The sequence below is a fragment of the Planctomyces sp. SH-PL14 genome, assembly GCF_001610835.1.
Classification (GTDB): domain Bacteria; phylum Planctomycetota; class Planctomycetia; order Planctomycetales; family Planctomycetaceae; genus Planctomyces_A.
Genome location: NZ_CP011270.1, coordinates 3,922,978 through 3,941,589, shown reverse-complemented (window position 1 = coordinate 3,941,589; position 18,612 = coordinate 3,922,978). Strand labels below are relative to the sequence as shown.

Annotated in this window: 13 protein-coding genes; 7 read left to right on the top strand and 6 right to left on the bottom strand. The window is 67.0% G+C overall.

The window, feature by feature from the left end:
- Positions 1 to 262: 262 nt before the first annotated feature.
- A complete protein-coding gene (locus VT03_RS15270) occupies positions 263 to 871 on the bottom strand; it encodes a carboxymuconolactone decarboxylase family protein (RefSeq protein ID WP_075093770.1) in 609 nt (202 codons plus the stop codon).
- A gap of 199 nt (positions 872 to 1,070) precedes the next feature.
- On the opposite strand from VT03_RS15270, the gene VT03_RS15265 reads away from it, so the two are divergent.
- A complete protein-coding gene (locus VT03_RS15265; RefSeq protein WP_075093769.1) occupies positions 1,071 to 1,508 on the top strand; it encodes a GNAT family acetyltransferase in 438 nt (145 codons plus the stop codon).
- Positions 1,509 to 1,632: 124 nt separating this feature from the next.
- On the opposite strand, the gene VT03_RS15260 is transcribed toward VT03_RS15265, so the two are convergent.
- From VT03_RS15260 to VT03_RS15250, 3 genes are all read right to left on the bottom strand, one after another.
- Positions 1,633 to 2,379 (bottom strand): hypothetical protein, encoded by a 747-nt coding sequence (locus VT03_RS15260; protein ID WP_075093768.1) that lies wholly within the window; start codon positions 2,377 to 2,379, stop codon positions 1,633 to 1,635.
- Positions 2,380 to 2,514: 135 nt separating this feature from the next.
- Positions 2,515 to 4,728: a type II and III secretion system protein family protein gene (locus tag VT03_RS15255; RefSeq protein ID WP_197489346.1), complete on the bottom strand. Its 2,214-nt coding sequence runs from the start codon at positions 4,726 to 4,728 to the stop codon at positions 2,515 to 2,517.
- A 439-nt stretch (positions 4,729 to 5,167) separates the two neighbouring features.
- Positions 5,168 to 6,022 carry a hypothetical protein gene (locus tag VT03_RS15250; RefSeq protein WP_197489345.1) on the bottom strand — a complete coding sequence of 285 codons (855 nt, stop codon included), beginning with the start codon at positions 6,020 to 6,022 and terminating at the stop codon, positions 5,168 to 5,170.
- 324 nt (positions 6,023 to 6,346) lie between these two features.
- Between VT03_RS15250 and VT03_RS15245 the strand changes: the two genes are divergently transcribed.
- The 5 genes from VT03_RS15245 to VT03_RS15225 all read left to right on the top strand — a co-directional run bounded on the left by VT03_RS15245 (position 6,347) and on the right by VT03_RS15225 (position 14,260).
- Complete coding sequence (locus VT03_RS15245) at positions 6,347 to 7,216, top strand: hypothetical protein (protein ID WP_075093765.1); 870 nt, start codon at positions 6,347 to 6,349, stop codon at positions 7,214 to 7,216.
- A 544-nt stretch (positions 7,217 to 7,760) separates the two neighbouring features.
- A complete protein-coding gene (locus VT03_RS15240; protein WP_082846237.1) occupies positions 7,761 to 9,368 on the top strand; it encodes a methylmalonyl-CoA mutase in 1,608 nt (535 codons plus the stop codon).
- A gap of 45 nt (positions 9,369 to 9,413) precedes the next feature.
- A complete protein-coding gene (locus tag VT03_RS15235) occupies positions 9,414 to 10,634 on the top strand; it encodes a cobalamin-dependent protein (RefSeq protein ID WP_075093764.1) in 1,221 nt (406 codons plus the stop codon).
- Positions 10,635 to 10,637: 3 nt separating this feature from the next.
- Positions 10,638 to 12,377, top strand: a complete 1,740-nt coding sequence (locus tag VT03_RS15230) for an acyl-CoA synthetase (RefSeq protein ID WP_075093763.1) — start codon at positions 10,638 to 10,640, stop codon at positions 12,375 to 12,377.
- A gap of 65 nt (positions 12,378 to 12,442) precedes the next feature.
- Positions 12,443 to 14,260, top strand: coding sequence for an acyl-CoA dehydrogenase family protein (locus VT03_RS15225; RefSeq protein WP_075097137.1), 1,818 nt, complete (start codon positions 12,443 to 12,445; stop codon positions 14,258 to 14,260).
- A 123-nt stretch (positions 14,261 to 14,383) separates the two neighbouring features.
- Here the strand turns inward: VT03_RS15225 and VT03_RS15220 are convergent, their stop codons facing one another.
- Positions 14,384 to 16,105 carry an AMP-binding protein gene (locus tag VT03_RS15220; protein ID WP_075093762.1) on the bottom strand — a complete coding sequence of 574 codons (1,722 nt, stop codon included), beginning with the start codon at positions 16,103 to 16,105 and terminating at the stop codon, positions 14,384 to 14,386.
- A gap of 191 nt (positions 16,106 to 16,296) precedes the next feature.
- Positions 16,297 to 17,316, bottom strand: coding sequence for an AAA family ATPase (locus tag VT03_RS15215; protein WP_197489344.1), 1,020 nt, complete (start codon positions 17,314 to 17,316; stop codon positions 16,297 to 16,299).
- Positions 17,317 to 17,784: 468 nt separating this feature from the next.
- On the opposite strand from VT03_RS15215, the gene VT03_RS15210 reads away from it, so the two are divergent.
- Entirely contained in the window at positions 17,785 to 18,606 is an 822-nt protein-coding gene (locus tag VT03_RS15210) for a PIG-L deacetylase family protein (protein WP_075093761.1), read from the top strand.
- Positions 18,607 to 18,612: the final 6 nt, after the last annotated feature.

Here is an 18,612-nt window from a genome sequence, read left to right as displayed (position 1 = left end):
CGCCGTCGAGAGATGTCTGAAGGAGTGCGTGTCCAAGCGCGGACACCGTGCCGTATGCCCCCACATCAACCCGCGAGGATTACAAAGCGAGCGGTGAGTCCTCCACGCCGGTGACACAAAGGGGACATCCGTTGCGTCCCACGGTTCCTCATAGAAGTGCCTCCGGCGGCAAGGGGGCCTGTGTTGTTTCTTGGCCCCTTGACCCCAGGCTGCCGTCGCACGTTGGGTTTGAGGTGGCATCGCTGTGCCGGCAAGGGCGCGGTCACTCGGCGCCGACCGGCTTCAAGAACCCCGCCAACGGATCGGTTCGATTCTCCATCTGGTAATACTGCGGATCCGCCAACCCAAACGCATTCGCCACACGATTGAAGAACGCAAACAGCGCCGCGATATACACCGCCTCCGCAATCTGCGGCTCCGCCCAGCCTGCGTCCCGCAAACCCTGAGCATCCGCCGGCGTCGACCGGTACGACTCGTTCGTCAGCTTCTTCACATACCGCATCAGCACCTTCTCCGCGTCTGTAATCGGCGCGGCATCAATCTCCCCCCGCCCCAGGCAAGCCACCGCCTCATCCGGGGCGCCATGCTCGTTCAGGAAATAGGCGTGCGAGTGCATGCAATACGGACACCGGTTCTGCCCCGAGACCACGGTCGCAATCATCTCCTTCACCTTCTCGGTGAGATGCCCGTCACAGAAATGCAGCCCCCAGCTGAACTCCATCACCTGCTGCATGAAGTCCGGCCGGTGACTGAAACACTTGATGATCGGCGCCACCGTCGTCCGGTCCGTCCGCTTGCGGAAGTAAGCCGCATACCCCGCGGCCGCAGCCCCTTCGGCGTCCTTCTCCTCGATCCACTGAATGTTCGGCATCGACATCTCCGGCTGAGAAAATGGTCCCGACCCGCAATCAAACGCGAACCGCAACGGCATTCGCAAGTCCAGAGACGATCCGCGGCCGATCGGCACAACCGGCTTGCCGCAGCAAAGCCTCGCGCGGGCGTTACAGTGCCGGTTTGAGGCCGGAACGGGTCGCCGCGCCGCGAGGCGCGCTTTCAGCAGAAGGAACATCATGCGGGTGCGGGAGTTTCAAGACGCGGACGAAGCCCAGGTCATCGACGTCTGGCGGGCCTGCGGCCTCACCCGCCCGTGGAACGATCCGTCCCGCGACATCGCCCGCAAGAAGCAGGTGCAGCCGGACCTGTTCCTCGTCGCCGAGGACGAAGGAACGATCGTCGGCACCGTCATGGCCGGCTACGAAGGACACCGCGGCTGGATCAACTACCTCGGCGTCCTCCCCGAGCGGCAGAAGTCCGGCATCGCCCGGGCCCTCATGGACGAGGCCGAACGGCGGCTCCGGGCCCTCGGCTGCCCCAAGATCAACCTCCAGGTCCGGTCCGACAATGAGGAGGCCCTCGCCTTCTACGCCCGCATCGGCTTTCAGCAGGACCCGGTCCTCAGCCTCGGCAAGCGGCTCGTCCAGGACGAACCGCGGCCCGGAAACACGTAAGGGCGGATCACGAAGGCCGGAGTGACTCGGTCCTTCGTGAATCCGCCCTTGTGCGACGGCCCTCTTTAGGAGAGCCCTGTGCAATGGCGAAGAGGCTGCGGCCAGGAGACCGCGATCCGGGAGATCAGAATCCTCCCCCGAATCCTCCCCCTCCTCCGAATCCACCGCCGCCGGTGTTGTTGCCGAAGTTGTTGTTGTTGAACCCGTTGGACCCGTTCAGATAGCGGCGGTAGGTGTTCTCCGCCTCCGGCGTGATGTAACCCTTGCTGTACGGCGTCGCCACGACGGTCCGGTGCTGCGCGTCCATGTGGCCGAAGTCGGTCAGGATCTGGGCGACGAGATTGCGGCGGAGCGCGTCGAGTTCCGGATCGGCATTGTTCGTCGTCCGCTCGACCAGCACGGGGAACGGCTGGGCGTTCATCCGGGCGTGAATCTCCATCAGCTTGTCCTTGCCGTCGGACGTCAGCTCAGCCGTCTCCCCGATGAAGTCGTGCTGGTGGAAGATGAAGTCCGCCGCTTCCGCGTTGGTCTCCATCACCTGGTAGTGCGACCGGACCGTGCTCCCCAGCGGGAGCGTGTCGGGAATCGCGCCCGACCGGCGGTGATGCAGCTTGGCGCTGATGTGCAGGAAGAAGTTGTCGATGCACCCGCCGTGACAGCAGCCCGTCTTGCAACCGTCGTTGCAGCCCGGCTTGCAGCCGTTTCCGCACGGTTCGCAGCTGTTCCCGCACGGCTCGCATTGCGCACCGCTCGTCTGGCAGCTGTTGCACGAGCCCGGGGACTTCCAGGCCCGGTGATGATGACAGCCGGGGACCCCAACCGCGGTGACGACCAGCGCTCCGAGCGTGGCGGTTTTCCAGGTCATGGACATCAATGGCCTCGAATCAGGACAGGCGGATCAGGAGCCGGGCTCGCGATTCGCAGTGGATCGTGTCGGGGGACGGCGTGCGGGACGTTCTCGTTTGGACTGTTCTTATTCGGACCGCCGTGGCGGCCCCGCGTCGGACTACCGGACCGTCGGCCGGTAGGTTCCGGACGCCTGCTGGACCGTCGGCTGCCGGTACGCGGAGTGACCGGGCTGGACCGCCGTGTTCGCGGACCGGGCGGCGTTGCTCGAGATCGGCGAGGCCGGAGTCGGCTGCGGGTAAGCCGGAGTCGGTCCGTACTCGGGAACCATCGGGCCGTAGGCGGCCGGCGCGGGGGGCGGGGCATAGCCGCCGGGTGCCGGGTAGCCGCCTGCCGCGGGATAGCCGTTCGGAGCGGGATAACCACCCTGGGCCGGATATCCGCCCTGAGCGGGGTAGCCGCCCTGGGCCGGGTAGCCGCTCGGAGTGCCGGCGGGATTCATGTTCCCCGGAGCCGGCGGCGACAGGGCACCGTTCTGCGGATTCGGCTGATAGAAGTTGTAACCCACGTTCTGTCCCACGCCGTTGCCGTTGCCGAACGGCAGGAGCTGGTAGTTCGACAGGTCGGGCTGCCCTTCGATGCGGTTGAAGTAGCAGAAGTCGATGTCGTCCGGATGGGTGATGTAGAAGCCGGGGAGCGGCGGGACCTGGTCGGCGTCCATCGGCCGGACGATCTCCGGCGTCACGATGATGAGGAGCTCGACCTCGTCTTCCGTGACCCGCTTCTGGTTGAAGAGCAGCGAACCGACCGCCGGGATTTCTCCCAGGAGCGGGATGTGGTTGTTCTCACCCCGTTCGGCCCGGCTGAACAAGCCGCCGATGACGATCGACTGCCCTTCGCGGAGCTCGACGCGTGTCTGCACGCGGCGGACGTTCAGGCCGAAGATTCCGTTGACCGAGTTGCCGCTGTTGATCGAGCTCAGTTCGGGGATGATCTGCATCCGGATCAGGTCGTCGTCGATGACGGTCGGCGTCGCGATGACCGAGGTCCCGAAGCCGCGGAAGCTGGTCGTCGCCGCTCCGACCGCTCCACCGCCGAGGATCGTGGTCGGAACCGCGAACTCACCCCCGGAGAGGAACGCGGCCGCCTCGCCGCTCATCGTCACGACCGTGGCGTCTTCCAGGACGCGGGCCGAGCCGTTCTGGTTGAGGGCGTCGACCAGGACCGAGATCTCGCCGTTCTCGAACACGCCCGAGAGGATCGGGACCGCGCCCAGGCCAGACGTGATGACGTGCCGGGCATCGTTGAAGAACACGTTGATGTTCATGCCCCAGCGGCGGAGCATCGAGCGGCGGACTTCCGCGATCCGGACGCGGACCTGGACGGTGTATTCGCCCGGAACCTGCATTTCGTTGACGATGTAGCCGGAGTAGAAGTCTCCCCCGGTCCGGGCTCCGCCGTTGAGGTCGCCGGCACCGAATCCTCCGCCGGCCCCCACGTCGCCCTGGGAGAACCCGGCGAAGCCCATCCCCATCCGGCCTTCTTCCGCGATGACTTCACCGCGGACCACGCTCATGATGTTGGACGCTTCCTGCGGGTCCTTGGCCTGGCCGCGGACAATGATCTTGTAGGAGAGCGGGATCAGGTAGACCTTGCTGTTGGGATACAGCAGGGCCAGCTTCCGCTCGATGCGGCCGTAGTCGATCCGCCGCCGGTCTTCGAGACTCGGGTCGCGGATGACCGTCACGGTGTACATCAGCGGCTCGGGCTGGTCCTTGAACCACAGCCAGAGGTCGGTCGTCCCCATCCGGGAGCCGAGGATCGAGAACTCCTTCTCGCTGAACTGGACGATGTCGATGATCGTCGGATCGGACCAGGCCATCCGGACGACGGCGTCCTTGGTGATGACCAGCTGGCTGCGGTGGTGGATGACTTCCAGCTTCTGTGTATTGGTCGGCATGCCGGCGATGCGGCGGTCCATCGGCGGCCGGGGCTCGAACGGGCCGACGGGAGCGAACGGCCGGATCGGGACCGACTGATTGCCGTTCGAGAGGCCCAGGTCGGACGAAGGCGTCGGCACCGGCGTGAGCGGTCCGCCGTTTGTCGCGGGAAGATGAGCGGGGGTCGGCACCGGCGACATGGGGACCATCTGTCCCCCCGGACCAGGGATCGCCTGGATCGGAGCGGGGGAGAGGGTCGGCATCGGCTGGCCGGGAGCGAGAACGGGATCCGGCAGCGGCTGGGCCAAGCCGGTCAGCGGCAAGGCCGTGATGAACGTCGCGACAAAGACCCGCCAAGTGTGACGTCGCGTGCGACATCCCGACGAGGCTGGGGGAGTCGCGTCCGTTCCGACACCTGAGTTTCTGGCCGACATCCTGTCGCCTCCTGTCATCCGTGACCCGAACTCGCCGCACAAGCAACAAGCTCGTACGCGACGGAAACGGGTCCGCGGGTACGGCATTTCTTGTGGCAAATGCCCGACTGCCCGTCATTCCATGACACACAGTCGTGTGTTCGTATCGTCGGCCCTCAAGTCCCCGCTTTCGGGTCTTCACTCCCCGCTGTGTGCGAAGTTGACCACGGGTGATCCCCGACCCGTCTCCGGCGTTACAGTCGGCAGGGTTCCCGCAGACGACGCAAAGCCCCAAAAGAAAAGTGGCCGTGACACAAGTGATTTGTGCACGGCCACTTCTGGGGAATCGTGATGTCGAGACGCGGAATGGGGCATGACGCAAAATCATGCACGTCCGCTACAGGCCGTCCGGACGACGGCGAGTTTTTCCACCTCCGCTCGTCGACGCGCGGCGCCGGGCCTACCAGACGATCGAGACCGTCCGGGCTCCCGGACCGGGGGAGTACCACGGCCGGCGGTCGCTGTAATAGGGGTTGCGGATGTGTTCGCCCGCCGTCCCTCCGTAGCCGATCCCCATCGGGAATCCGGCGGCGGCGGACGCTCCGGCAAAGTCTCCGTAGTGCGTCGGCCAGGCCCCGGAGACCGCCGCGCCGTATCCACCGTTGGCGTAGCCGCCTGCGTAGAGAGCGTTGGGCGAGAGGTTCGGGAAGGAGACGACCTGTCCGGGAATCCCGTACGGGCTGGCATAAGACGTCGGGCCGTAGCTGCCGACGCCGTAGAAGCGGGTGTTGTCGATCAGCCCCATGGATCCGCCGCCCGCCGCTCCGCCGCAGCAGGACGAGTTCGGGCCGCCGGGATAGAGGGCCGTGGGGGCGAGGGCCGCAAAGCTGGCCGCCCCGCCGACGGCGCATCCGCAGGTTGCCACAGGAGCTGCGGCGGCACAGGGGGCCGGCGAAGCGGGGCAGCAGGCGGCGACGGCGGCGGTGGCGCCGCAGCAGGCGGCCTGCGGGGTCGGCATTCCGGCGGGGACCGGAGCCGGAGCGACCATGGGAACCGGCACCGAAGAGGAGGCGGCCGGCATCGGAATCTCTTCGCTGACCGTCGGCGCGGGGCTGATGGTCGGCATGGGGGCGAAGCCCGGTTGCGGAGCGGCGGGGAGCCCGGCCGGCGTCGGCTCGGGGCCGGCAAACGTGGCAGGGGCGACGGGGATCCCGGGGGCGGGCGTCGTCAGGATCAGCGGACGCTGAGCCCAGGCGGAGGTCCCCGCGAAAGTGAGCAGCAGGGCTGCGGCAAAGGGGCGAACAGACCGGACCATCATCGGGCTCCTGAGATCGAACTCCTGGGGCGGACAGACGTTGGGCGCACCGCCCGGCGATCGCTGCGTGTCGCCCCACCTCCCGAAGAGTCTATTCAGCCGGGCCGATCGTTGTGTACGGCCTTCCTCGGAAAAACCCGCACCATGCGACATTCCGGACCTGCCGTGTCGGTTTTGCGGGATTCTCGCACGAGTTCATTTGCTTCACCAAAGTCGCCCGCCGATTCAAGAGGCAGGACTTTCTGGGGTGCGGCAGGTGAGGCCGGCCCCGACCAACCCGGTGAGGTACATTGATCTGTACCTCCCGTCGAAGGAGACCGCAGGATGGCCAAGAAGGCAACGATCGCGATCTGTCTGGCCTGCCTGTCGGGCTCGGCGGTCTTCGCTCAGGATTTCACAGGCGCTCCGATCCCGGCCCAGGGTTTCTCCGGAGCACCGATTCCCGCTCAGAACTACGCCGGCGCCCAGGTCTATCCGGGCGGCAACGGATACGTCGGTGGAATGCCGAACGGATACGTCGACGCGGCGCAGAACGGTTACGGTGGTGGCGCTCCGAACGAATATGTCGGCGGGGCGTCGATCGGCAGCACCGAGCCGCTCTATCCGTACGACGACCAGGAGAAGTGGAAGCACGGCTGGATTCAGGAGATGCCGTACTACCACGGCTATCACTCTTTCCGTCCGTACAATTACCACCACGTGTTCGGCCAGTCGCAGACGGCCGCGGCGGCGGGGATGCCGTCGACGATGCCTTATTCGCAGCAGTGGTGGCACCGTTATGCCCAGCAGGCGAATCTGAACCGTTCGAACCAGTTCCCGCAGAATGTCGTTCCGCCGGACAGCTATTACCGGAACATGAACTCGCAGGCGGAGAACGAGCGGATCCAGCGGCAGCTGGTGGAGATCCAGTCGCAGCTCAACGCTCAGAAGCGTCTGAATGCCGGTAGTACGCTGGGCGGTGTGCCGATGGATCAGCAGCGGCAGTTCGGGGCGGCTTCTTACAACGAGCCGGTCTTTGTGAGTGAAGCGGTGCCGACGGTTTATCAGCAGACGGTTCCTCCGCAGGCGCTGGGTCCGCTGTACGTCACGCCGAACTATCCGATCGAGACGAATGCGACCGCTCCGGCGGCTCAGAAGCTGGAGTTGATCCGTTACATGCAGGGGGGCGGGGGTCCGGCACTTCCGCCGCGATGAGGGAAGGCGGTTCTCCGTTCGAGTCGATACACGCTGATTGCGCTCCATCACCATCCATCACGACAAGGCCCGGGCCAACCCCGGGCCTTGTTGCGTTACGAACACCGTCCTTGCCGGCGCGGCTGCGATCGCTCAAACCCAACGTGCGACGGCAGCCGGGGTCAAGGGGGTCTCACCCCCTTGCCGCCGGAGGCGCTTCCATGAGGAACCGTGGTATGCAACGGACGTCCGATTTGTGGCACCGGCGTTGAGAACTCCACGCGCGGTCTGAGTCCCCGCAGGTTGGTGAGGGGGCATACGGCACGGTGTCCGCGTTTGGATACTCACTCCTTCAGACATCTCCCGACGGCCAGGCCTCCGGCGGGCAAAGGGGCGTTGCCCCTCTGCACTCCCCACCAGGGGTACCCCCTGGACCCGGTGCTCCTGCCGGAAAATGCTCACCCGCCACCCCCCTCGCCGCGTAAAATGCCGGTGACGCTTCGCGCGATGGCAACTCTCGATTGAATGCAACAGCCATCTCGCTCCGAAGCGGCGGAGGTCCCCCATGACACCCGCGACCCTCGACAACCGGCGAACCGGCCCAACGCTTCCCCCCACGACCCTACCCGGCCTCTCCACCCCGGCCGATACACTCGCCATCCCCTTCGCCGAAGCCATCGGCCAGCCCGGGACATTCCCCTTCACCCGCGGCATCCACCCCGGCATGTACCGCGACCGCCTCTGGACCATGCGGCAGTTCGCCGGCTTCGGAACACCCCGACAAACCAACGAACGCTTTCGCTTCCTCCTCTCCAAAGGACAGACCGGCCTCAGCACCGCCTTCGACCTCCCCACCCTCATGGGCCTCGACAGCGACGACCCCCGCTCCTGCGGCGAAGTCGGCCAGCTCGGAGTCGCCGTCGACACCATCGACGACATGCAACGCCTCTTCGAAGGCATCCCCCTCGAAGAGGTCTCGGTCTCCATGACCATCAACGCCCCCGCCGCCATCCTCATGGCCTTCTTCCTCGCCGCCGCCCGCGAGTCCGGCTGCGACTGGACACGGCTCCGCGGAACCATCCAGAACGACATCCTCAAAGAGTTCCACGCCCAGAACGAGATCGTCTTCCCCCCGGAACCGAGCGTCCGCCTCGTCGTCGACCTCATCGAGTTCTGCACCGCCCAGGTCCCGCAGTGGAACACCGTCTCGATCAGCGGCTACCACATCCGCGAAGCGGGCTCGACCGCCCTCCAGGAACTCGCCTTCACGCTCGCCGACGGACGGCATTACGTCGAGGAAACCCTCCGCCGCGGCTGCGCGATCGACACCTTCGCCCCCCGCCTCAGCTTCTTCTTCAACGCCCACAACAACCTGTTCGAAGAGATCGCCAAGTACCGCGCGGCCCGGCGACTGTGGGCCGAGATGATGCGCGACGAGTTCGGCGCCCGCGATCCCGCCTCCTGGAAACTCCGCTTCCACGCCCAGACCGCCGGCTGCACCCTCCAGGACCGCCAGCCCGAGGTCAACCTGGTCCGCGTCGCCTACCAGGCACTCGCCGCGGTCCTGGGAGGCTGCCAGTCGCTCCACACGAACAGCATGGACGAGACCCTCGCCCTCCCGTCGGAACACGCCGTCACGCTCGCCCTCCGGACCCAGCAGGTCCTCGCGCACGAGACCGGCGTCGCCGAATCGGTCGACCCCGTCGGCGGAAGCTTCCTCGTCGAATCGCTCACGAACGCGATGCACGACCAGGCCCGCCAGTATTTCCGGCAGATCGAAGACCGCGGCGGGATGCTGGCGGCGGTCGACTCCGGATTCTTCCGCCGCGAAATCGCCGAGGCGGCCTACGCGGAGCAGCGGCTCTTCGAGCACGGAGAGCGGGTGATTGTCGGAGTGAACCGCTTCGAAGAGCCCGAGGAGCCGCCGATCGAACTTCTCCGGATCGACCCTGCCGTCGAGTCCGAACAGGTCGAATCGTTACGACGGATCAGGCGGGACCGCAGCGGAGCGGACGTCGAGCGAGCCCTCGACCGCGTTCGCCGGTCCGCGCGGTCGCCGGGCGAAAACGTCTTCCCCGCGCTCCTCGAAGCGGCCGCGGCCCGCGCGACGGTCGGGGAGATCATGGACGCACTGGCCGACGAGTTCACCCGGTACGCGCTCGATCGGGAGTGACGCGAGCCACCCGGACCCTTCCCACAACGGACGAGGAGCAAGATCGTGGCGCCCGCGACAGCCGTTCCTCTCGAGAAACATCTTCCCCGCACGTCGACCGGCCGGAGCGTTCCGCCGCGGATCGTCCTCGCCAAGGTCGGCCTCGACGGGCATGACCGGGGGATCCGGGTCGTCGCCCGCGGCCTCCGCGACGCCGGCTTCCACGTCATCTACGGCGGCCTCTGGCAGCGTCCAGAGGCGGTCGCCCAGGCGGTCTGCGACGAAGACGCCGACTGGCTGGGCCTGAGCCTCCTCAACGGAGCCCATCTGACGATCGTCCCCCGCGTCGCGGCGGCGCTCCGGGAGTGGGGCTGCGGCGACGTCGGGATCGTCGTCGGAGGGATCATTCCGGAACGGGACGTGGCCGCGCTCGAAGAACACGGCGTCCGTGGCGTCTTCGGTCCCGGAACCTCCGTGACCGCCATCGCCGAAGCCCTCAAGGCTCAGGTCCCGCTCGCCGACCTATCGACCGACGAAGCGCCCGCGGAGGTACGGGCCCGCGTCGAGATGTCGCGGCGGCTGAGCGCAATCGCGGCCGGCGACGCGCCCTCGGCGACAAACGGGAACGGACAGCCCTCGCGGTGCATCGCCATCACCGGCAGCCCCGGAGCGGGAAAGAGCTCCCTCCTCTGCCGGCTTCTCAAGGGACGCCCCGCCGGCAAGCGGGTCGCGGTCTTGGCGTGCGATCCCGAGAGTCCCATCACCGGCGGAGCGCTGCTGGGGGACCGGATCCGGATGGCAGAGCTCCTCCCCGACCGCGACCTCTTCGTCCGCAGCCTCGCGGTGCCGAGCGGCTCGCAGGGGGTGACGCCGGAACTCGGCGAAATGCGGACTGCACTGGGCGAAGCGGGCTTCGACCTGACCCTCGTCGAGACGGTCGGGATCGGCCAGGGGGACGTCGCGGTCCGCCGGCTCGCCAACAAGGTCGTCGTCGTCCTGCAGCCCGAGACCGGGGACTCGGTCCAGTGGGAGAAAGCGGGGCTGCTGGAAGTCGCCGACCTCGTCGTGATCCAGAAGTCGGACCTCCCGGGGAGCGACCGCCTCGCCGCCGAGGTCCACGAGGCCGTGAACCTGTCCCGACACCGGCCCGGACACCGGGAGGTGCCGGTCCTGCAAGTCAGCGCGTCCCGCAACGAAGGGTTTGATGCCCTGCGGGATTGGGTCTTCGAGACATCGATGGACAGTGGCCCGGCCAGCGAACCGGACGAACACTCCTTGGAGGAATGAGCCATGCATCCGACCGGCGGAGTCGCGGCGAACGAGACCGAATGGGATCCCTGGCAGTCGATTCCCGAGCGGTACAACCTCGGCGAAGCCCTGACAGGGGGCAACGTCCGCGGCGGCCGGGGGGACAAGCCCGCCCTGCTGTGGGAGAACGCCGAAGGAGCGAAGCGGTCCGTGACCTACGGAGAGCTCGACCGCCTGAGCACGAACCTGGCCCGGTCGCTCCAGCACGTCGGCCTGCAGCCCGGCGACCGCGTCTTCCTGCGGCTCCCTAACCTCCCCGAGTTCTACGTCGCGGCCCTCGCGGTGGCGAAAGCGGGCGGGATCTTCATCCCTTCCAGCACGCAGTTCCGGGCCCCCGAGGTCGAGTACCGGCTGCGGGACTCGGGCGCCTTCGCCGCCATCGTCACGACCGACCTGCTCGCCGCGGTCGAAGAGGTCGCGGACCGCTGCCCCGACCTCAAACGGGTCATCGTCATCCCCTACCCCGAAACCGACCTCCGGGTGCCCGCCTACGAAAACTTTCACGAGCTCTGCCGCGAGGACTTCGCGCCGCAACACTCGGCTGGTGAATGGAAACCGGTCGACACGCACTCGAGCGATCCCGCGTTCCTCGCCTACACCTCCGGAACGACGGGGGACCCCAAAGGGGTGGTCCACCGCCACCGCTATCCCCTCTCGTACGATTCGCTGATCCGCTACTGGCACGACTACCGCGAACGGGACATTGTCGCCTGCCCGTCGGAGCTCGGCTGGCTCCTGCCGGTCGCCTCGACGTTCCTCTACGCCCTCCGCAGCGGCGTGACGATCGTCCTCTACGACGCCATGGCCCGGCGGTTCGACCCGGCGGTCTGGTTCGGCCTGTTCGACCGCTACCGGATCACGAACTTCACCGCCCCGCCGACCGTCTACCGGATGATGATGGCCGCGGCGGCCGACGAAGCCGCGGAGGAATTCGACCTCTCCCGCTGGCGCCACGCCGCCTCGGCCGGCGAGCCGCTTCCCGCCGACACGTTCCACGCCATCCGGCGGACCTTCGGCGTCACGCCGCTCGACGGGATCGGGATGAGCGAGTGCATGGTCTACTGCTTTAACCGGATCGACCGCCCGGTCCACCCCGGGAGCTGCGGCCGTCCCGGTCCGGGGACCGTCATCGAGCTCCTCGACGAAGACCTCCAGCCGGTCCCCCCCGGAGCGGAAGGGATCCTCTGCGTCCGTCGCGACTCACACCCCGGGATGATGAAGGAGTACTGGCGGAAGCCCGAGCTGACGGCGGAGATCTTCCGCGGCGAGTGGTACGTCAGCGGCGACGTGGTCCGGACCGACGACGAAGGGAACTTCTGGTTCCGCGGCCGCGCGGACGACGTCATCAAGGCGAGCGGCTATCGGATCTCGCCGTTCGAAGTCGAAAGCTGCCTCTGCTGCCACCCGGCGGTCCTCGAAGCGGCCGCGGTCGAATGCCCCGACGCGACCCGCGGCATGGTCGTGAAGGCGTTTGTCGTCCTGAGGGCGGGGATCGAGGCGAACGATCCGCTCGCCACGGAGATCCGCGAGTTCGTCCGGAACCGGATCGCGCCCTACAAGTGTCCCCGCGAGCTGGAGTTCATCGAAGCCCTCCCGAAGACCACCTCCGGCAAGACCCGGCGGCGGCTCCTCCGGGAGCAGGAACGACGGGCGGCTGACTTCGAGGAAGGTCCGCTGGTCGGAACCGCGGCCGATCCGGTGGTTGCGGGACCCACCTCCTGAGCGGCCGGCGGCGTACAATTCCGATGAGGCTGGCGGCTCCGAAGGCGACACTCCACGAGGTCATCATGAGCGGCACGACGAGCGACAAGGACGCCCAGCAGGCGGAGCGGCGGGAGGAGCAGATGCGGGAGGCCGAAAACCTCCTCTTCTCCGAGACCCCGCGGCGGAGCGCCGCCCAGGAGCTGTTTCACGGCCGCTTCGCCGGGGACCTGTTCCTCCCCTACCCGCGCTCCTCCGCCGAGGAGCAGTCGCGGATCGGCCAGGCCCTCACGGAACTGAAAGCGTTCTGCGACGCCCACCTCGACCCGGCCGCCATCGACCGCGAGGCCGACATCCCCCGCGACGTCATCGACGGCCTGGGCCGCCTCGGCGTCCTGGGAATGACCGCGCCGGAATCGCTCGGCGGCCGCGGCTTCACGCAGCGGGCCTACTGCCGCGTCCTCGAAGAGCTCGGCGGCCGGTGTAGCGCCACGTCAATCCTCGTCAACGCGCACCACTCGATCGGAATGCGGTCGCTCCTCCTGTTCGGCACCCCCGACCAGCAGCGGCGGTGGCTCCCGGATCTCGTGAGCGGCCGGAAGCTCGCCGCCTTCGCCCTCACCGAAACTCAGGCGGGCTCCGATGCCGCCAATGTGCAGACGACCGCGGTTCCGGATGAGTCGGGCGAGTTCTTCACGCTCAACGGCGACAAGCGGTACATCACCAACGGCGCGATCGCCGACGTCCTGACGGTGATGGCCCGGACCCCCGGCCAGGGCAAAGGGAAGTCGAAGCCGGTGACGGCGTTCCTGGTCACTCCCGACATGCCCGGCTTCCGCGTGATCGAGCCCCGCATGAGCAAGGTCGGCATCCGCGGGACCGCGACGGCGAAGCTTGCCTTCGAGAACATGCGGGTCCCCCGGAGCCAGATCCTCGGCCCCGAAGGGAAGGGGCTCAAGATTGCGCTGACCGTCCTCGACTTCGGACGGACGACCTTCGGAGCCTGCTGCACCGGCGCGGCCAAGACCTGTCTGCGGCTGGCCGTCGAGCATGCCCGGACCCGCGAGCAGTTCGGCCAGAAGCTCGGCGAGTTCGAGCTCGTTCAGGAGAAGCTGGCCCGGATGGCGGCCTGGACCTATGCCATGGAGGCGATGACGACCGTCACGGCCGGCCTCATCGACCGGGCCGCGGGCGGCGAGCCGATCGAGTACATGCTCGAAACGGCGATGCTCAAGGTCTGGAGCACGGAGCGGCTCTGGACGATCGTCAACGACGCCTTCCAGATCCACGGCGGGGCCGCCTACTTCACGGACCGGCCGCTCGAACGGATGCTCCGCGACGCGCGGATCAACCAGATCGGCGAGGGGGCCAACGAAGTCCTGACATCGTTCATCGCCCTCGTCGGTCTTCGGGCCCCGGGCGTCGAGCTGAAGTCGGTGTGGGACGCCCTCCATCACCCGCTCCGCGAGATGGGGACCCTGAGCCGCTTCACCTGGCACGAGCTCGCCCGCCGGATGGAGTCGCCCGACGTGGCGGTCCACGCTCCGGCCCTCGTACCGCACGCCCGGACGCTGAGCCGGCTCATCCGGCAGTTCGGCCTCGCGGCGCAGAAGGCCCTGATGGATCACCGGGAGGAGATCGTCGACCGGCAGCTTGCCCAGGAGCCGATCGCCGCCGCCGCGATGGAGCTTTTCGCGCAGGCCTGTGTCCTGAGCCGTCTCGACCACGAGCTGGGGCACAGTGGAAACGGTTCCACGGCGGGAGAGTCCGGCCGCCGCGCCGCGTTCCTCTTCCTGTCGCACTCGGCCCGGCGTGTGGGCGAACTGCTCAGCGAACGCCGCGACAACGACTACGCCGCGATCCGCGAGGTCGCGAAAAGCCTGTTGGACCTGCCCACTTCTTGAGTTGCATCAGCGCCTTCAAGACGCAGCGAAGACGCACTGCCTTAATCTGTGTTTATCTGTGGCAGAAAGAATTAGCCACAGATAAAAACAGATGAACACGGATAGGAGATTCCTGAGGAGGCCTCACGCCGTTTCCTCGCCGGCCTCCTCCTCCAATCCCAGCTCGCGGATCGCCTCCTCCCGCAGCCGGAACTTCTGGATCTTCCCCGTAACCGTCGTCGGAAAGCCATCCACGAACCGCACGTAATGCGGCACCTTGAAGTGCGCCAGCCGCTGTCCGCAGAACTGCCGGATCTCCTCCGCCGTCGTGGCCGCGGCACCGTTCACGGCGCTCCGCAGCCGGATACAAGCCAGCACCTCCTCCCCCCAGCGGTGATCCGGCACGCCGACGACATAGGCGTCCTCGATCCCGGGATGCTGATGCAGCACCTCCTCGATCTCCCGCGGCGAAATGTTCTCGCCCCCGCGGATAATCATGTCCTTGAGCCGCCCCGTGATCCGCAGGTACCCGTCGGGCCGCCGCAGCGCCATGTCGCCCGTGTGCAGCCACCCCTCGGGATCGATCGCCTGCTCCGTCTGCTCCGGCATGTTGTAGTAACCGGTCATGACGTTGTGCCCGCGGCAGCAGAGCTCACCCGACGTCCCGTCCGGCACCTCGTCACCGGTCGCGGGATCGACGATCCGGACCTCAACTCCCGGCAGCGTCCGCCCGACCGTACTGACGCGGAGCTCCAGCGGATCGTCCGCGCGGGTCATCGTGATCAGCGGCGAGGCCTCAGTCTGCCCATAGCCGATCGTGATCTCCCGGATCCCCATCTCGCTCGTGACCCGCTTCATGAGCTCGATCGGGCAGGGACTCCCGGCCATGATCCCGGTCCGGAGCGACGACGTGTCCGCAACGATGAAGTCCGGACTTTCCAGCTGCGCGATGAACATCGTCGGGACGCCGTAGAGCGCCGTGCACCGCTCGGCCGAGACCGCATGGAGCGTTTCCCGCGTATGAAAACTCTCCGAAGGAAAGATCATCGCCGCCCCGCGGACCATGGCGACAAGCGTTCCCAGGACACAGCCGAAGCAGTGATACAGCGGAACCGGAATGCAGATCCGGTCCGCCGCCGTCAGCCGCTGGCGCTCCCCGGCATAGAAGGCGTTGAGGAGCAGGTTGCGGTGTGTGAGCAGGACCCCCTTGGGGTTCCCGGTCGTCCCGGAGGTGTACTGCAGGTTGATCGGATCGCCGGGTGCGAGCGAGTCCGCCCGCTCGGCCATCTGCTCATCCGTGACACTTTGTCCCGCCGCCAGAAGCTCCCGCCACGGCAGCAACCCGGGAACCTCCGCCCCGCGGAGCCCGATCAGCCACGACAGCCGAGGCAGCTTCGCGCTCCGAATCCCCGCGGCGGGCGAACCACGCAGCGCCGGGTCGATCTCATCGAGCATCGCCACGAAGTCCGACGTCTTGAACCGGCCGATGAGTGCCAGCCCCCGGACCTCCGACTGAGCCAGTGCGAACTCCAACTCGCGCGTCCGATAAGCGGGATTGACCGTGACAAGCACCACCCCGGCCCGCGCCGCAGCGAACTGGAGAATGACCCACTCGGGAACGTTCGAAGCCCACACGCCGAAGTGGTCGCCCCGCTGCAGTCCCAGGGAAACGAGCCCCCGCGCCGCCTCATCGACCACTCGTTCGAAGGCCCGCCACGTCCATCGTTCTCCCGAGTGAACAAAGACCACGGCATCGTGATCCGGATGGTCCGCGGCGGTCCGTCGCAGGACCAGATCGATCGTGAGCCCCTCCACCCAGGGAGCCTCGGCCGGGGAGAGAGTGGAAACGGACGACGGGTCGCTCATGGCGGTCCCTCGGGGCGCGTCAGGACAACCTCTGCCTCATTCTACGCCGGTCCCCTCTCCAGTTGGGGGCCATTCGTTAAACACCAAGGCACCAAGAAGTCACAAAGAGCACCAAGGCCTGATCACGCGGATAAAACCCCTTTGTGTCCTTGGTGCCGCCTTGGTGTCTTGGTGTTTAACTCTTTTTTGGTCTACCGGCGTTCGTACTTCGGGACGGAGGGTTCGGGGACCGCTTCGAGGAGGCGGCGGATGATGTCGTCGCTCGAGTTCCCTTCGGCCTGGGCCTGGAAGTTCGGGGCGATGCGGTGCCGGAGGACCGGGATCGCCACGCGGCGGACGTCCTCGAACGACACCGCGGCCCGGCCATCCATCGCGGCGAAGGCCCGGGCTCCGTGGATGAGGTATTGTCCGGCTCGGGGGCCCGCTCCCCAGTCGATCAGTTCTTTCACGAAGGCGGGAGCCGTTCCGTCGCCGGGGCGGGTGGCGCGGACCAGCCGGGCGATGTAGTTGATGGTCAGCGGGCCGACCTCGATCTGGTTGATCTGCTTCTGCAGGTACAGGATCGCTTTGGATGAGAGGACCTTGCGGACTTCGGGTCGCTCGCCGCTCGTCGTCGAGGCGAGGATGCGTTCCTCTTCTTCGAGCTTGGGGTAGTCAACCTTGATGTTGAACATGAACCGGTCGAGCTGGGCTTCCGGGAGGGGGTAGGTCCCTTCCTGCTCGATGGGGTTCTGGGTGGCGATGACGAAGAACGGTTCCGGGAGGGCGTAGGTGACGCCGCCGACGGTGACTTCGCGTTCCTGCATGGACTGGAGGAGTGCGGCCTGGGTCTTGGGCGGGGTCCGGTTGATTTCGTCGGCCAGGAGGATGTTGGTGAAGACCGGGCCGTTGACGAAGCGGAATTCCCGTTTGCCGGTGTCGGACTCTTCGAGGACGTTCGTCCCGGTGATGTCGGAGGGCATCAGATCGGGGGTGAACTGAATGCGTCGAAACTGGACGTCGAGGATCTTGGCGATCGTGCTGACGACGAGGGTTTTGGCGAGTCCGGGGACGCCGACGAGGAGGCAGTGTCCGCCGGTGAAGATGGCGGCGAAGATCTGTTCGACGACCGCTTCCTGGCCGACGACGACCTTGCCGAGTTCCTCGACCATGACCTCGCGGTGGCGGTGGAACTTTTCGAGGAAGTCGTCGAAGTCGCGTTTCTCAGCCATGAACCGTGTCAGCCGGGGAGGGCGGATGGGGGTGTCCGTGCGATTGTGGTCGGTCGGTGGGTCAAATCAAACCGTGCGCCTGCCGGCACGGCTGTGCCACCTCAAACCCAACGTGCTACGGCCGCCGGGGTCAAGGGGGGTAACCCCTTGCCGCCGGAGGCACTCCTGTGAGGAACCGTGGTAGGCAACGGACGAGCCCTTTGTGGTACCGGCGTTGAGGACTCACCGCTCGGCCTGGCATCCGACACGTTGTCTGCGCCTGGGCATGTGCTCCTTCAGAGAGGCCCCTACGAGACGGGCCTCCGGCGGGCAAAGGGGCGTTGCCCCTCTGCACTCCCCACCAGGGGTACCCCCTGGACCCGGCTTTCACTCCTTCTCTTCATCCCCAATAATGCGCTCGCTTCCCTCCGCGGATCGGACCCGGTCGCTCGGCTTCATTCGCTCCCCCCCACATCATCCCCGCCAGACATGCCTGCTTCGCGACTCAAGATCCTCATCATCGGCGCCCACCCCGACGACTGCGACCTCAAAGCCGGCGGCGTCACCGCCCTCTATCGCAAACTCGGCCACGACGTCCGCTGGATCAGCGTCACCAACGGCGAATCCGGCCACCACGAAATGAGCGGCGAACCCCTCGCCACCCGCCGCCGACAGGAAGCCGCCAACGCCGGCAACGTCTTCGGCATCTCCTACGACGTCCTCCGCTTCCGCGACGGCTACCTCCAACCCACCGTGGAAGCCCGCTTCGAAATGATCGCCCTCATCCGCGGCTACGACCCGGACCTGATCCTCACCCACCGCCCCAACGACTACCACCCGGATCACCGCGCCACGTCCCAGCTCGTCTGCGACGCCGCCTACATGGTGACCGTCCCGCCCATCGTCCCTGAGGTCAAAGCCCTCCGCCGCAACCCGGTCATCGCCTACCTCGCGGACCACTTCCAGCGGCCCTACCCGTTCTCCCCCCTCGTCGTCGTCGACGTCGAGCCGGTCCTCGACCAGATGGTCGACGCCATGGACTGCCACGTCTCGCAGTTCTACGAGTGGCTCCCCTACACCGGCTTCTTCAGCGAGCCGCTCCCGACCGATCCGGCGGAGCGAAAGGCCTACCTCGGCCGCGAGTTCCGCAAACGGATCGCCCCGATGGCGGACCTGTACCGTGACCTGCTCGTAAAGACCTACGGCTCCGAGCGCGGGAAAGCGATCCGCTACGTCGAGGCCTTCGAGCCCTGCGAGTACGGCTCACCCCTCACCGAAGCGAACGCCAGGACGCTCTTCCCGTTCTTCTGAGGACGC